Annotated in this window: 16 protein-coding genes; 10 read left to right on the forward strand and 6 right to left on the reverse strand. The window is 63.0% G+C overall.

Annotated elements, in window-relative coordinates:
- Positions 1–6 precede the first annotated feature (6 nt).
- Positions 7–711 (reverse strand): SDR family oxidoreductase, encoded by a 705-nt coding sequence (locus ACQKPS_RS18920; protein ID WP_427605326.1) that lies wholly within the window; start codon positions 709–711, stop codon positions 7–9.
- A gap of 101 nt (positions 712–812) precedes the next feature.
- On the reverse strand, positions 813–1,706 hold the full coding sequence (locus ACQKPS_RS18925; protein WP_427605327.1) for a LysR substrate-binding domain-containing protein: 894 nt from the start codon (positions 1,704–1,706) through the stop codon (positions 813–815).
- Positions 1,707–2,009: 303 nt separating this feature from the next.
- On the opposite strand from ACQKPS_RS18925, the gene ACQKPS_RS18930 reads away from it, so the two are divergent.
- Positions 2,010–2,942, forward strand: coding sequence for a LysR family transcriptional regulator (locus ACQKPS_RS18930; RefSeq protein WP_427605328.1), 933 nt, complete (start codon positions 2,010–2,012; stop codon positions 2,940–2,942).
- Positions 2,943–2,952: 10 nt separating this feature from the next.
- Here the strand turns inward: ACQKPS_RS18930 and ACQKPS_RS18935 are convergent, their stop codons facing one another.
- Positions 2,953–4,137 (reverse strand): MFS transporter, encoded by a 1,185-nt coding sequence (locus tag ACQKPS_RS18935; RefSeq protein ID WP_254480103.1) that lies wholly within the window; start codon positions 4,135–4,137, stop codon positions 2,953–2,955.
- A 257-nt stretch (positions 4,138–4,394) separates the two neighbouring features.
- Here ACQKPS_RS18935 and ACQKPS_RS18940 point away from each other — a divergent pair, with 257 nt between their 5' ends.
- The 4 genes from ACQKPS_RS18940 to ACQKPS_RS18955 all read left to right on the forward strand — a co-directional run bounded on the left by ACQKPS_RS18940 (position 4,395) and on the right by ACQKPS_RS18955 (position 8,131).
- Positions 4,395–4,778, forward strand: a complete 384-nt coding sequence (locus ACQKPS_RS18940) for a hypothetical protein (RefSeq protein ID WP_254480104.1) — start codon at positions 4,395–4,397, stop codon at positions 4,776–4,778.
- A gap of 165 nt (positions 4,779–4,943) precedes the next feature.
- Positions 4,944–5,423, forward strand: a complete 480-nt coding sequence (locus ACQKPS_RS18945; RefSeq protein WP_254480105.1) for a hypothetical protein — start codon at positions 4,944–4,946, stop codon at positions 5,421–5,423.
- Positions 5,420–7,054 (forward strand): GMC oxidoreductase, encoded by a 1,635-nt coding sequence (locus ACQKPS_RS18950; RefSeq protein WP_254480106.1) that lies wholly within the window; start codon positions 5,420–5,422, stop codon positions 7,052–7,054. Before ACQKPS_RS18945 ends, ACQKPS_RS18950 begins: the two co-directional genes overlap by 4 nt.
- Positions 7,055–7,069: 15 nt before the next feature.
- Entirely contained in the window at positions 7,070–8,131 is a 1,062-nt protein-coding gene (locus tag ACQKPS_RS18955) for a ferritin-like domain-containing protein (protein ID WP_427605329.1), read from the forward strand.
- A 58-nt stretch (positions 8,132–8,189) separates the two neighbouring features.
- Here ACQKPS_RS18955 and ACQKPS_RS18960 read toward each other — a convergent pair whose 3' ends face one another.
- Positions 8,190–8,594 carry a tetratricopeptide repeat protein gene (locus ACQKPS_RS18960; protein ID WP_368044904.1) on the reverse strand — a complete coding sequence of 135 codons (405 nt, stop codon included), beginning with the start codon at positions 8,592–8,594 and terminating at the stop codon, positions 8,190–8,192.
- Positions 8,595–8,711: 117 nt separating this feature from the next.
- Between ACQKPS_RS18960 and ACQKPS_RS18965 the strand changes: the two genes are divergently transcribed.
- Complete coding sequence (locus ACQKPS_RS18965; RefSeq protein ID WP_254480108.1) at positions 8,712–8,885, forward strand: DUF2986 domain-containing protein; 174 nt, start codon at positions 8,712–8,714, stop codon at positions 8,883–8,885.
- An 88-nt stretch (positions 8,886–8,973) separates the two neighbouring features.
- Positions 8,974–9,843, forward strand: a complete 870-nt coding sequence (locus ACQKPS_RS18970) for an AraC family transcriptional regulator (protein WP_427605330.1) — start codon at positions 8,974–8,976, stop codon at positions 9,841–9,843.
- A 24-nt stretch (positions 9,844–9,867) separates the two neighbouring features.
- Here the strand turns inward: ACQKPS_RS18970 and ACQKPS_RS18975 are convergent, their stop codons facing one another.
- Positions 9,868–10,515 (reverse strand): LysE family translocator, encoded by a 648-nt coding sequence (locus tag ACQKPS_RS18975; RefSeq protein ID WP_313202972.1) that lies wholly within the window; start codon positions 10,513–10,515, stop codon positions 9,868–9,870.
- Between the two features lie 52 nt (positions 10,516–10,567).
- A complete protein-coding gene (locus tag ACQKPS_RS18980) occupies positions 10,568–10,768 on the reverse strand; it encodes a DUF1289 domain-containing protein (RefSeq protein ID WP_054887672.1) in 201 nt (66 codons plus the stop codon).
- A 177-nt stretch (positions 10,769–10,945) separates the two neighbouring features.
- Here ACQKPS_RS18980 and ACQKPS_RS18985 point away from each other — a divergent pair, with 177 nt between their 5' ends.
- From ACQKPS_RS18985 to ACQKPS_RS18995, 3 genes are read left to right on the forward strand one after another with little or no spacing between them, the layout of a single operon-like run.
- Positions 10,946–11,623, forward strand: coding sequence for a histidine phosphatase family protein (locus ACQKPS_RS18985; protein WP_427605331.1), 678 nt, complete (start codon positions 10,946–10,948; stop codon positions 11,621–11,623).
- 2 nt (positions 11,624–11,625) lie between these two features.
- The gene (locus tag ACQKPS_RS18990; RefSeq protein ID WP_254480112.1) at positions 11,626–12,447 is read left to right on the forward strand and encodes a phosphatase PAP2 family protein; all 822 of its coding nucleotides are present in this window, start codon (positions 11,626–11,628) and stop codon (positions 12,445–12,447) included.
- Positions 12,448–12,474: 27 nt separating this feature from the next.
- Complete coding sequence (locus ACQKPS_RS18995) at positions 12,475–13,137, forward strand: class I SAM-dependent methyltransferase (protein WP_427605332.1); 663 nt, start codon at positions 12,475–12,477, stop codon at positions 13,135–13,137.
- Positions 13,138–13,240: the final 103 nt, after the last annotated feature.

Here is a 13,240-nt window from a genome sequence, read left to right on the forward strand (position 1 = left end):
ACTTGCTCAGACGCTCCGCGTCACGCCCCCATCAACCCTGATGTTCTGCCCGGTGATATAGGCAGCACCGTCGCTGGCGAGGAAGGCGATGGTGGCGGCGATCTCTTCGCTGGTACCGTAGCGCTTGAGCGGTACGCTGTCGCGGCGCTGCTCGGTGGCCGGCAGGCTGTCGATCCAGCCGGGGAGGACGTTGTTCATGCGCACATTATCCCCGGCAAAATTGTCGGCGAAGATCTTGGTGAAGGCGGCCAGGCCTGAACGGAACACCGCCGATGTGGGAAACAACTCAACCGGCTCGAACGCCCAGGCGGTAGAGATGTTGATGATGACCCCGCCCTGCTGTTTTTGCATGTGAGGCGTCACCAGCCGCGTCGGGCGGATGACATTGAGCAGGTAGGTGTCCATGCCCTTGTGCCAGTCCTCGTCGCTGATTTCCAGGATGGGTGCACGGGGGCCGTGGCCGGCGCTGTTGACCAGCACGTCGATGCGCCCCCATTGCTCGACCACGGCCTCTACAAGGCGCTGCAGGTCCTCGACCGACTGGTTGCTGCCAGTGACGCCAATGCCGCCAAGCTCGGCGGCCAGCGCCTCGCCCTTGCCCGATGAGGACAGGATGCCCACCTTGAACCCGTCAGCGGCCAAACGACGTGCCGCTGCTGCGCCCATGCCGCTGCCACCGGCGGTGATGATTGCCACTTTTTCTACAGACATGTTGCCTCCTCGGGTAATGGAACTGCGCAGGTGCGAGTTCCATCACACTAGCAGCGACCCACTGGCAGAGGGAGGCAGTCAAGGTTTGCGCATGCAGTAGATTAACTATCGCCTACCTGCCTTTTCAGCCACGCCCTGACAAAGCCCAGCGCTGGCGCCTCCTGCGCCCTGCGTGGCCAGACCAGGTAGAAGGCCTTGTCCAGCCGCAGCTGCTGGGCAAACACCTGCTCCAGCCTGCCCGCAGCGATGTCGTCCGTGACGAATGCATGGCTGGCGAGGGCGATACCCTGCCCGCCGATGGCAGCATCGATGGCCAGCGATGTCTGGTTGAAGCGCACACTCTTGGCCGTCGGCTTCGGATGCGCAGGGAACAACGCGGCGGTGAATTGCGGCCAGAAGTTGTGCCCATCGTGCAAGGCGACGTATCGCTGCAACGCGGCAAAGCTGTCTGGCCTGCCCATTTCAGCCACCAGTGCCGGGCTCGCCACCGCGACGATGCGCTGCTCCATCAGCAGCTCTGCGTTCAGCCCGCCAGCGAACGGCGGCTGACCGTAGCGCACGGCGATGTCGACGCCATCGGTATGGAAGTGTGCAAGGCGTTCGCTGGCCAGCAGACGCAGGTCGATGTCGGGGTAGGCCTCGGCGAAATGGCCGAGCCTTGGAATCAGCCACTTCGAAGCAAAAGTCGGCGTCACGCTGACCGTGAGCTGGGAAGGCGCCGGGCGCAGCAGCCGGGTGGCTTCGTCGATCATGCCCAAGGCGCTGCGGATACTCGCGGCATAGCCACGCCCGGCGTCGGTCAGCCTGACGCCCCGTGGCAGGCGCTCGAACAGGCGTACCTGCAGGCTGGCTTCCAGCCCGCGCACCTGCTGGGCGACCGCCGCCTGGGTGACGCCCAGCTCCTCGGCGGCGAGGCGGAAGTTCAACTGACGCGCCACCACTTCGAACACACGCAGCGCATTGAGTGACGGCAACCCGGGAAAACCAGCAGCCATGGGAATGGAATTTCTATCGGCGAAGGTCTACCGAGGCTACCGCCGTCATCGCAGGTTTGGAAGCGCTGCCAGTCGATCATTCATCGCAAAGGCCCCGACCAGGGGGTATCCTGCCCCCGAGGCTGGGGTCAGGGTTTGCTGCGCCAATAAAGGGTGAGCGCCACCGCATCCACGGCCAGCACGATCATCACCACGAGGAACATGAAGCAGTGGTCTTCCACGAGCATGGGCGTATCCCCCGCCTGGTCAGCTTTACAGTGTTACCAGCAATTCCTGTTCCATGGCGCTCAACGGGAGGCGTGAGTGTTTTCATCTGAACGGCTGAAGGGCCTCGACGTCTTTGTCGCGGTCGCTGACCTGGGCAGTTTCACTGCCGCGGCTGAACGGCTTAACCTCACGGGGTCGGCTGTGAGCAAGAGTGTCGCGCGCCTGGAGCAGCGCCTTGGGGTACGGCTGTTCAACCGTACCACCCGCACCTTGGCGCTGACCGAGGCGGGTATCACGTTCTACCGCACCTGTACGTCGGTACTGGCCGACCTGGAACAGGTGGAGCATGCGCTCAGCGCCGAGGGCGACGAGCCTCACGGCAAGGTGCGGATAGACTTGCCAGCCTCGTATGGCAGGTTGCATGTGCTGCCGCTGATCCTGGAGTTCATCCACCAGCATCCGTTGCTGCGACCGCACATCTCGTTTACCGACCGCTTTATCGACCCGCAGCACGAAGGCATCGACATCGTCGTGCGCATCGGCGGCGCGGATGCCTGGCCAGCCAGCCTTGGCCATCAGTATTTCGGCGCCCAGCGCCTGATCTTCTGCGCCTCACCCGACTACCTTGCCCAGCACGGTGCCCCGCAAAGCGAAGCTGATCTCGACCAGCATCACTGCGTCGGCTATGGTCACGGCGACGGCCAGGTCAGCCCGTGGTTCTTCAAAGGCCGGCAGCCGGGAGAGATGGAGCGGCGAACGCCGCAAGCACGCATCGCCGTGGGTGATGGCGAAGGCGAAGTGGCCGCGGTGCTCGCCGGGCATGGCATCGGTCAGCTACCCACCTGGCTGACCCAGCGGCACGTCGATCAGGGCACGCTGGTCGAGGTGTTGCCTGAACTGGCAACGGATGGCCTGCCCATGAACCTTGTCTGGCTGAAAAGCCGCGAGAACCAGCCCAAGGTCCGCGCCCTGCTGGACTATTTGCTGCCACGGCTGACACCCCATGGCAGCCGGCCTGGTGGCAGCTGACCGCCCTGCCCTAGCGCTCAAGGTGGCGAATGACCAGCGCCAGCAGCGTTGCGAACAGCGCAACAGCAGCAGCCACATAGCCGAGGTAGCCGACGCCGAGGTTCGACACGGTCATGCCGCCGACGATCGCACCCACTCCAATGCCGGCATTGGCCGCCGAGACATTGCTGGTGCCCGCCAGCGCCTGTGCGTGGCTGACCGAATGCATGACCCGCACCTGGCTGACCGGGTAAAGCGCTGTATTGGCGATGCCCCACAGCCCAAGCGCAACACAGAACAGCCAGCCGTCTTGAGCCAGCGGAACGGCCGCGGCCATGCCCAGCGCAAGCAGCACGAGAAAGCCGATGGTGGCTTTGATCGGCGACTGGTCGACGGCCCTGCCGCCAAGCCAGTTACCCAGCAGGCCAATCGCGCCAAAGCCCATCATCCACCAGCCGACATCGGCCGGGGCCACGTTGGCGACACGCTCGAGGATGTCGGCCAGGTAGGTGTAGGCGATGAACATGGCACTGAACACCACCACCGAAAGCAGTACGTTGGCCAGGAAACGCGGTTCCCTGAAAATCCGTGCCTGCTTGAGGAAATCCACCTTGGCCGTGCGCGCCACGCGCGGCATGCAGACCGACATGGCCACAGCCATGAGCAACGACAGCCCGGCGAGCAGCCAGAAAGCCCCTCGCCAGCCGATCGCATTGGCCGCCACTGTACCCAGCGGAATGCCCAGCAGCATGGCCGCCGAAATCCCCAGATACACCCTTGAGATAGCCCGCCCCGCCCGCTGCGGCCCGGCCAGTTGCCCGGCGGTCTCGCTGGCCGTGCCCCAGAATACCGGCAACGCCAGGGCAGGCACCACGCGGGCCACGGCAAGCAGCCAGACGTTGCTCGAAGCGGCGGCAACGGCATTGGCCACGGCGAACAGCAGCAAGATGCCGATGAACAGCTTCTTTCGCTCAAGGTGCGACAGCGCCGCCGTCAGCGGCGGACCGAAAACCATCACGGTAAAGGCAAACAGCGTCACCAGTTGCCCGGCCACCGCAATCGAAATGTTCAGGTCCCTGGCCAGCGCCGGAAGCAGCCCTACGATGAGGAATTCAGTGGTGACGATGAGAAACGCAGAAACGGCCAGGATCGCGATGCTGATTCCTGCGTTTCTGGAAGTGGAAGCAACCTGTGCGGTTGATTCGTAAGCGGACATTGGGAAGCTCCTGTTAGTGGCCTCCCAGTTTATTCATTCCCAAAAAACAATTATTGGCAAATGATCACATGAAAATGGAATGTTATTCATCAATAGAGCAGTGACTGGCCAGTAAGCTGCACCCAACCTGAGGCGCTGCTCCCGGGCGGCAAAGCGGGCAGATGGCTGGCCATTGGCATTTGGCAAATGGCTACTACACTGCATTTGCCCACGAATAATGTAGGGCCTTAGCGTCTGATGATTACAAGGAGAGAATCATGCCCGCCAGCTCCAGCCTCACGTGCAATTTCAGCATCTCCAGCAGCCTCGACCTGGGTGTCTCGTTCGCCAGCGACAATGGCGGCGCCAGCTACGGTGGCCAGATCAGTATCTTCACCCCCGCCACTGCCGGCCCTGTCACCACCGGCCTGTGGGACAGTGATGGCAATGTCTTCTTCACCCTGTACCTGACGGACAACCCCGACATCAACTGCGTGATCAACTCCGGGTCGCAGCCTGGCACCTGGGAGCCTTACATCGTTGTGGCTCAAGCTGCTGGACTCAACTGTGAAATCGGCAGCCCGCAAGGGAGTGGCGAGAACCGCTACGACTACACGCTGAGCGTGTCCCTTGCCGGCAACCTTCAGCAGAAGCCTACGTGACCGCCCGGTCACGCTGATGATCTAGCCACGCCGTCAATAGTACGCACGTCACCTGGCCTGGGGGCTGACGCCCCTCGCCCGCTGGCGCGGTTTCCGTGTGCACGGGCATTTGCCGGCCGTGCACTGCGGCGCGTTCGTTCGCATGATGTCAGGGAGAATCCGCACATGTACCAGCAACAGGTCAACCATCCGGCCAACCTTGGCGCCGAGCCCATGGCCACCGAGGTTTACGAGGCGATGTACGAAGTCTTCGAGCAGATATCGACTTTCTGGGGCAACCTGCCAGCCCCGCAGCAGTACAAGTCCAGGTTGTTCGTGTTCATGGACAACCGCATCCGGTTGCATCCTGAGTACCGCAGCATCTACACCCAGGCCAAACACACCCTGGACGCGCTGATCGCCGAAGTGGGCAAGGCGCAAGCCTACAAGACCCTGTTCACCGACCCCGCCGCCAACCAGAGCCCGCCGGAAACACCACTGGCCTTGGCCAGGCAAAAGGTCTCCAACGAGTTCATCGCCTTCCAGGTCTCGCAAGGGGGCTTCAAGGCCTTCACCGGTGCAGTGAATTACCTCAGCTACATTGCCGGCGCATTCATCCCCGGTGAACCCGCGCCCTACAGAACCACCCAGGAGTCGCCACGATGAACACGGACGTACTGATCATAGGGTCGGGGGTTGCCGCCGCCGCGCTGGCCAGCCGCCTGCTCCAGGATGACCCGCAGCGCGACATCCTGATCATCGAAGCCGGTACCCGGGTCAAGATGCAGGACCAGGCGCTGTGGGACGACTTCATGGTCTCGGGCAACGCCTACGCGAAACTGCCTTACTACAAGTACAACGATCTCGCTTATCCGGAGCGCGATGCCCCCGGCGAAAACCGCAATGTCGGGGCGACGGTGGTGCCGCTGGCCGGTGCCAGAGTGATGACCTACGGCGGCTCGACCATCCACTGGGGCGGCTGGTCGTTTCGCCTCAAGGCCGAAGACTTCAGGCTGAAAAGCAATACTGGCCAGGGCGCCGACTGGCCACTGGACTACGCCGAACTGGAACCTTACTACCACCAGGCCGAGTGCTACATCGGGGTGTCCGGCGACTCCAGCGACCAAGACCCGCCTCGCTCGGCGGACTACCCTTTCCCCGCCTTTCCCTACACCCTCGAAGACCAGCCTGCCCACCAGGCGATGACGGCCCTGGGGATGAGCACCGCTCACGTGCCGATCGCGCGCCACGGCAGTACCGACACCACTTCGCGCCATGCCCCCTGCAAGACCACTGGCACGTGCAAGTACTGCCCGTTTGGCGCGCGCTATGCCGCCCCTAACTACCTGAACGACATGCTCGACTGGGGCAACTTCCCCAACCTGCGGGTGCTCGACAACTGCGTTGTCGAAGAGGTCCTGATGGCCTCGAAGCAGCGCGCCAGCGGCGTTGCCTGTCTGGACAAGATGAGCGGCCAACGGCTGACCATCGATGCCTCCACGGTCATCGTTGCCGGCGGTGCCATCGAATCGCCCAAGTTGCTGCTGCGCTCGCGCTCGGCTTACTGGCCCAACGGGGTCGGCAATGACCACGACCTGGTTGGCCGCTACTTCATCACCCACCCCTACTTCATCTTCACTGCCACGGTAGACGACAACCCGCAGCGCCTGCAGCCGGAAATGGACTTCCCGACGCTGTGCAGCCGCTACTTCGACAGCCCGCAGGAGCAGGCCAAGGGCAAGTTCATCCTGATCAACCCGCCCAGCACGTACACCAGCCTTGTCAACGGCAAGACCCTGAGCATCGCGCAGATGATGCAGAGCGGCATGCTCCGCGCCGACATCGATGCTGCAGTGCGCGGGCCTGCGCAAGTGCAGATCCACGGCATGCTCGAGATCCCCAGCGAATACCACAATCGCGTGACCAACCTCGACATCCGCAACCGTATCGGCCTGCCGGAAACCATCGTCGACTACTCCCAGTCGCCGGACTTCAACACCCGCATCCAGGAGATTGGCGACCACATCGCCAAGATCTTCGAAGGCATGGGGGCCACGCCAGCCGGCCCGCCATCGATCTCCTGGCGAGCCGACCACTCAGCCTGCACCTGTCGCATGGCGGACAATGCGCAAGACGGGGTGATCGATAAGCACCTCAAGCTGTTCGGCGTCGACAACCTGTACGTCTGCTCCAACGCTGCGTTCCCCAACACCGGCGCGGTCAACCCGACGCTGACCCTGACCGCCCTTGCGCTGCGGCTGGGCGAGCACCTGGCCGCGGCGGCGCGCAAGCCCTGACAATGGAGGTCACCCATGAAGACGCTGGAACAAGAAAAGAGCGAGCTGAGCCAATGGCTGCACACGGCCATGGGCATCGAACTGTCGACCATCCCCCTCTACATGACGGCACTGATCAGCATCAAGCCCGGCAAGAACCGGGTTGCAGCAAACCTGATACGCAGCGTGATGATGGAAGAAATGCTGCATCTGTTGCTCGCCGGCAACCTGCTTTCGGCCATCGGTGGCCGCGTGCAGTTCAGCGAACAGAACGTGCCATCGTTCCCATTGACCCTGAAGTTCCAGGGCAAGCAGTTCAGAGAACGTGAATTCGAGGCCAACCTCGCCCCGTTCAGTGCAGCCAGCATCGAGGTCTTCACCGAGATCGAACTGCCCGAAGGCTGGGGCCAGCCACCGCAACTGCAGGCTATGCAGGAAATCGACGTGCCAGGCTATACCATCGGTGAGTTCTATGATGCCCTGGCCCACAAGCTGGCAGCCCTGTGCGAAGTCTACGGCGAACGGGCCGTTTTCAGCGGCAATCCACAGCACCAGCTGGGGCTGAACTACTATTGGGGCGGCGGCGGCAAGCCGATCGTGATCACCAGCCTGGCATTGGCTCGGGAAGCGATCGAGGTGATCGTCACCCAGGGCGAAGGCACTCGCGGTGCGGTGTATGACGATGACAGCTACTTCAGTCAGCCCGAGGAAGTCGCACATTTCTTCCGCTTTCGCGAAATCCAGTTCGCCCGCCACTACCGACCCGGGGACGACCCACGACAGCCCCCCACGGGCGCGGCATTCGAGGTGGACTACGTTGAGGTGTACCCGATCAAGGCCAACCCAAAAGCGACGGACTATCTGGGCGACCCGGAAATGGCGGCACTCAACGAGCAGTTCAATCGCCTTTACTCACTGATGCTGTACCAGATCGCCGAAGCGCTCAATGGGGCCTCCGGCGCCATGTACACGGCCATCCTCAACAGCATGCACGACATGACCGGCACCGCCCTGCAGATGGTCGCCACGCCGATTGCCAACGACCCCGACGGGCACCATGGTGCGCCCACTTTCGAATGGGTGCCGCCGGCGCTCTGAGTCCCGCGCAACACCGAGAGTGCCGCCTTGAGGGCGGCACTCGCTTTTCAGCTCAGGCTCAGCGCGCCTTGCCGGCGACCGCCACCGCTGCCGACTGGCGAGCCTTCTGCGCGGCCAGGATCAGCTGGTAGTTGCGATTGCGCAGGGCGGTATTGCCGCCGACCCGCTGGTTGGAACGCACCGCCAGCACTTCGGCCTGGTCGTATTGCCCCTGTTCAAGGCGCAGCACGCCCAGGTAGTGCAGCGTGGCAGGGTTGCCCGGCTGGATCTGCAGGGCACGTTCCAGCGTGGCGGCGGCCTGGTCCAGCTTGCCTTCCTCATACTGGCGCGAGGCGGCCTCGATCAACTGGGTCGAGGCTTTGTTGCTACGCGCCGGTGCCGAGTATGAACCCGCCTGCACGCCTTGGCAGGCCACGGTGCTGAACAACAGGAACAGGGCGGGCAGCAGGCGCTGGCTTGGCATGGGAGCAGGTACTCAGAGAAGCATCAGGTGAATTCGGCGAGAGGCTACAGACCGGGCCCCCGGCATGAAGTTCCCGAGGTACAATGCCCGACCTACGCTGCACATCAGAGATGCCCGATGAACCGCCAGAAAAAACTCAAACAGCTGCTCAAGGCCCATCAGAAAAAGGCCAATGCCAAACTGGCGCCCAAGAGCAACAAACCGAAGTACATCAGCAAGGCCGACCGGCTGAAGCTGGATGCCGAGGCACCTGCCGCTGCCGGCACCGATACAGCCGCCCTGCAAGCCTGAACCCAGGCGATAGAGCAATCACGGCTAGGCACGACCAGGGCTGATCGGCAGATGCTAGTGCTCACCGCACTTCCAGAGACTCCGTACGTTGACTGACATACAGCCCAGCCCTGCCTACGCCAGACGGTTCGAAGCCGTGCTTGCCTACATCGACAGCCATCTCGAAGGCGACTTGTCGGTGAACGCCTTGAGCCGGATCGCCAACTTCTCGGCGTATCACTTCCATCGGCAGTTCTCCGCGTACATCGGCATTCCCGTTTCGCGGTATGTACAGCTGATTCGGCTTCGGCGCGCGGCACATCAACTGGTCGCCTCGCCTGCAACACCTGTGCTGGAAGTCGCATTCGCAGCGGGTTTCGAAAGCCCCGAGGCGTTTTCCAGGGCGTTCAAGCGGGCTTTCGGCAGGGCGCCCAGTATGTTTGCCAAAGCCCCGAACTGGCAGGCCTGGAGTACGGTATTCGTGGTCCCTCACTTGTCCAGGAGCATCAGCATGCAAATACGTATCGTGGAATTTGCCGAAACCCGCGTGGCGGCACTCGAACACCATGGCGCACCGGGCCTGCTTGGCGAAAGCGTCGAACACTTTCGCCAATGGCGCCTGCACAGCGGTCAGTCGCCGGTAGCCCAGAGCCGCACCTTTGGCATTCCATACAACAACCCTGACACCGTTCCCGGAGACGATTTCCACTTCGCAATCTGTGGCGAAATAGCTGAAGCGGTAAGGCCCAATAGCTTCGGCGTGCAGGAGCGGGTCATCCCTGCCGGGCGATGTGCCGTCATTCGCCATGCAGGCTCGCCTGACCATATCGGCGAAACCCTCTACCCGCTTTACCGCGACTGGCTACCCGGCAGCAACGAAGAACTGCGCGACCATCCGCTGTTTTTCCATTACCTGAGTGTCTACCCGCAGACGCCGCTGGATCAGTGGCAAACGGATGTATACGTGCCTTTGATGTAGGCGGCACATAGCGACACGCGGGGACTAGAGTGGCGCCGAAGCCGCCTGGCGGCGCATGGTGAGAATCGCCGTACCAAAGCCGATGAAGGTCGTGCCGACTACCCGGCTCACCCAGCGCGACAGCGCCGGCCGGGTGAGCACACCCTTGGCCCGCGACGCCAGCGCCGCATACAGCGTCAGCGAGATCAGCGACAACGCCACGAAGATCCCGGTCAGGGTCAGGAACTGCGGCAGCAACGCCGCGCCCTGGTCGATGAACTGCGGGAACAGCGCGGTGAAGAACATGGTTGCCTTGGGGTTGGTGACAGCAGTCAGGAACGCCGACTTGTACAACTTCAGCGGGGTCGGCTTGCTCACCTTCGCGGCCGCCTGGTCGACCAGCATCGGGCCTTTCTTGAGCAACTGCCGGGCACCGAGGTAGAACAGGTAGCCAGCACCGATCAGCTTGACCGCGTTGAACAGCATTTCGGAACTGGCCAACAAAGCGCCGAGCCCGAGCATGGCCGCCGCCGACAGGCAGAACAGCCCCGTGCCATTGCCCAGCGACGACCAGAGCGTACTGCGCTGGCCATGGTTGATGCTGTTGTTGATGGCCATCAGCGTGGCAGGCCCCGGGCTGGCGATGGCGATTGCAGCGACCAGGGTGAAGGCAAGAAGCGAGTGGGTATCCATACGGCAAGCTCACGAACGTTGCGAAGCCTGCATCTTACACAGTCCAGCGGTTTCAGTCGTTGCCCTGGCGCTTGGCGTTCTTCTTGCTGATGGCCTTCATCCGCGTGGCCGCGCGTTGCACGGTGGCCATCTTCTCCGGGCGTTTCATGCCGCGCCACTTGCGGATTTCTTCACGGGTGCGGCCGCAGCTCACGCACAACTCGCTGTTGAGCTGGCAAAGCGCGACGCAGGGGTTTTCGATGTCTTTGGCCATGGCGGGCTCCAGTTGCGGGCGCGAATCATACCCTGTGCATCACAAGCTGCCGCAACCTGCGGAAAAAATCCTCCGCTTGGGCCTGCTTGTGGGCCAAGACAATTTTCACATCCGCTTCACTAACGGGCCACAAAGCCGAGGATAAGGTGCAGCCAGCCTTGTCCCCGGAGTGGCAGCATGCTGGAAAATGTAATCGCGACGCACCCGCGCCTTGTGCGCCTCAAAGGCCGTAAGCTGCCTGCTGCCTGGCTGCTGGCCGTGGTGCTGGCCTTCACGGCGTTCGGCCTCTGGCATGTGCTTCGTGCGCATGTCAGCAACCTGGGCAGCGCGCAGCTGATGAGCGAGCACGGCGTTTACAGCGCCTGGAACAGCGGCCAGGTGATTGTCCTGATCCGTCATGCCGAACGCTGCGACCGCTCCAACCATGCCTGCCTTGGCGACCCTGCCGGCATCACCGTGGAGGGCAACCAGGCCGCGACCGCCGTTGGCGAGGGCATCAGCCAGCTGGGCCTGGCCGACGCCGATATCCTCAGCAGCCCGGAGGTGCGCACCCAGCAGACGGCATCAGCCGTGTTTGGCAAGGCCATCGAAACCCAGGACTGGCTGGCACGCTGTGACAGTACCTTTGCCAACGCTGCCCTGGCTCACAAGCGCGAGGGTCATAACCTGGTGCTGATCACCCACAGCGGCTGCATCGACCACCTCGAGCGGCAGCTGCGCGTCGCCGGCGGCGAACGGGTTGCCGGCTATGCCAGCGCACTGTTCGTCAGCAAAGACAGCAACGGCAAGGCCCACTTGCTCGGGCAACTCAACGCCAACCAATGGCAGACACTCAACCGCAGCACAGGGATGTAAGCATGCCCGTTTCTCCACGCACCGCGTTCTACGTCAACAATTTGCTTTTGCCGCTGCTGCTGGCGGTGATCACGTTCCTGCTGTTCGATCTCACCGAACTCGACCGCTGGATCAGCAACCTGTTGCTCGATCCCGTCAGCGGGCAATTTCCGCTGCTGCATGACCAGTTGTTCGAAAAACTGACCCACAAATGGCCGCGCGTGCTGCCGAACTGGACCGGTGAGGCGGCGATCATCGGTTCGCTGCTGTCGTTCATCTGGCCGCGCCTGGCCAACCACCCCGACGCTCTGATCACCCGTGGCCTGAATGCCGCCAGAATCAGCCCGGTGCTGCGTTTCACCCACCGTCATCGCCGCGACTTTCTGTTCGTGGTGGTGGCATTTGCCCTGTGCACCACGGTCATTCACTACCTGAAAAGCCACACCAGTGTGTATTGCCCGGTGGAAACCACCCTCTACGGTGGCCCAGAGGCGCGCGTGGAGTGGTACGAGCACTTCAGCTGGTTCAGCAAGGCCGGTGAAGGCCGTTGCTGGCCAGGTGGCCACGCGTCCAGCGGTTTCACCCTGCTGGCGCTGTACTTCGTGGCGCTGCGTTACCGCTGGCAGCATGCGCGCAAGCTGCTGGTGGCCATCCTGCTGATCGGCTTCGTCTACGGCACCACCCGCGTACTGCAAGGCTGGCACTACATGTCGCATACCTTCTGGGCCGGCATCTTCGTGTGGCTGACCACCTGGGCCACCGCCCTGGGCTTCTATGGGCGCGAGGCGCTCCAGGCGCCCGCTCGGTCCCCCTCGCACAAGGCGACGGTGAACGCCTATGCTTGAGCAGTGCCACTGCTCAGGATCAGCGACATGCCCAACCCCGAAGACGCCCTGCTGCACAGTTGGCAGCACAATGCCCGGTCGTGGATAGATACGGTGCGTGGCGGCCTCATCGAGAGCCGCCGGCAGGTCACCGACCAGGCAATCCTGCTGGCGATCCTCGGTCGCCAGCCTGAGCGTGTGCTGGACCTGGGCTGCGGCGAAGGCTGGTTGCTGCGGGCGCTGGCTGATCGTGGCATCGAAGTGACTGGCGTAGATGGCGACGTCGTGTTGGTCGAGGCGGCGCGGGCCGCAGGCTCGACGCCCGTGCACCAGGCCAGCTATGCGCAGCTCGCCGCGGATGAAGTGGATATTGGTCGTGGCTACACGCTGATCTGTGCCAATTTCGCTCTGTTGCAACAAGACATCATCCCCTTGCTGGCGGCGATGAAAGCTCGGCTGGCGCCCGGTGGCGTGCTGGTGATCCAGACCTTGCACCCTTGGAGCGTGGCAGACGGGGATTATCAGGACGGCTGGCGCGAGGAGTCGTTTGCCGGGTTTGCCGGGGACTGGCAGCCCATGCCGTGGTACTTCCGGACCCTGGCCAGCTGGCTGAATGCCTTGGACATGGCCGGGTTCCGGTTGCTGAGCCTGCAGGAGCCGCAGCATCCGCAGAGCCCGCTGCCGCAGTCTTTGCTAATGGTGGCTGGGTAGCCTGCTCCGGCCTTTTCGCGGGTAAACCCGCTCCCACAGGTGCGGCGCAATACCTGAGGGCGGTGATACCCCTGTGGGAGCGGGTTTACCCGCGAAAGGGCCG

Origin of the sequence: Pseudomonas sp. NPDC086566 (assembly GCF_050280885.1) — a bacterium.
Classification (GTDB): domain Bacteria; phylum Pseudomonadota; class Gammaproteobacteria; order Pseudomonadales; family Pseudomonadaceae; genus Aquipseudomonas; species Aquipseudomonas vlassakiae.

Bases quoted from the DNA above. Each gene is read 5' to 3' on its own strand.
- ACQKPS_RS18920 (WP_427605326.1), bottom strand. From the start codon at position 711: ATGTCTGTAGAAAAAGTGGCAATCATCACCGCCGGTGGCAGCGGCATG.
- ACQKPS_RS18925 (WP_427605327.1), bottom strand. From the start codon at position 1,706: ATGGCTGCTGGTTTTCCCGGGTTGCCGTCACTCAATGCGCTGCGTGTG.
- ACQKPS_RS18935 (WP_254480103.1), bottom strand. From the start codon at position 4,137: ATGTCCGCTTACGAATCAACCGCACAGGTTGCTTCCACTTCCAGAAAC.
- ACQKPS_RS18940 (WP_254480104.1), top strand. From the start codon at position 4,395: ATGCCCGCCAGCTCCAGCCTCACGTGCAATTTCAGCATCTCCAGCAGC.
- ACQKPS_RS18945 (WP_254480105.1), top strand. From the start codon at position 4,944: ATGTACCAGCAACAGGTCAACCATCCGGCCAACCTTGGCGCCGAGCCC.
- ACQKPS_RS18950 (WP_254480106.1), top strand. From the start codon at position 5,420: ATGAACACGGACGTACTGATCATAGGGTCGGGGGTTGCCGCCGCCGCG.
- ACQKPS_RS18955 (WP_427605329.1), top strand. From the start codon at position 7,070: ATGAAGACGCTGGAACAAGAAAAGAGCGAGCTGAGCCAATGGCTGCAC.
- ACQKPS_RS18960 (WP_368044904.1), bottom strand. From the start codon at position 8,594: ATGCCAAGCCAGCGCCTGCTGCCCGCCCTGTTCCTGTTGTTCAGCACC.
- ACQKPS_RS18965 (WP_254480108.1), top strand. From the start codon at position 8,712: ATGAACCGCCAGAAAAAACTCAAACAGCTGCTCAAGGCCCATCAGAAA.
- ACQKPS_RS18975 (WP_313202972.1), bottom strand. From the start codon at position 10,515: ATGGATACCCACTCGCTTCTTGCCTTCACCCTGGTCGCTGCAATCGCC.
- ACQKPS_RS18980 (WP_054887672.1), bottom strand. From the start codon at position 10,768: ATGGCCAAAGACATCGAAAACCCCTGCGTCGCGCTTTGCCAGCTCAAC.
- ACQKPS_RS18985 (WP_427605331.1), top strand. From the start codon at position 10,946: ATGCTGGAAAATGTAATCGCGACGCACCCGCGCCTTGTGCGCCTCAAA.
- ACQKPS_RS18990 (WP_254480112.1), top strand. From the start codon at position 11,626: ATGCCCGTTTCTCCACGCACCGCGTTCTACGTCAACAATTTGCTTTTG.
- ACQKPS_RS18995 (WP_427605332.1), top strand. From the start codon at position 12,475: ATGCCCAACCCCGAAGACGCCCTGCTGCACAGTTGGCAGCACAATGCC.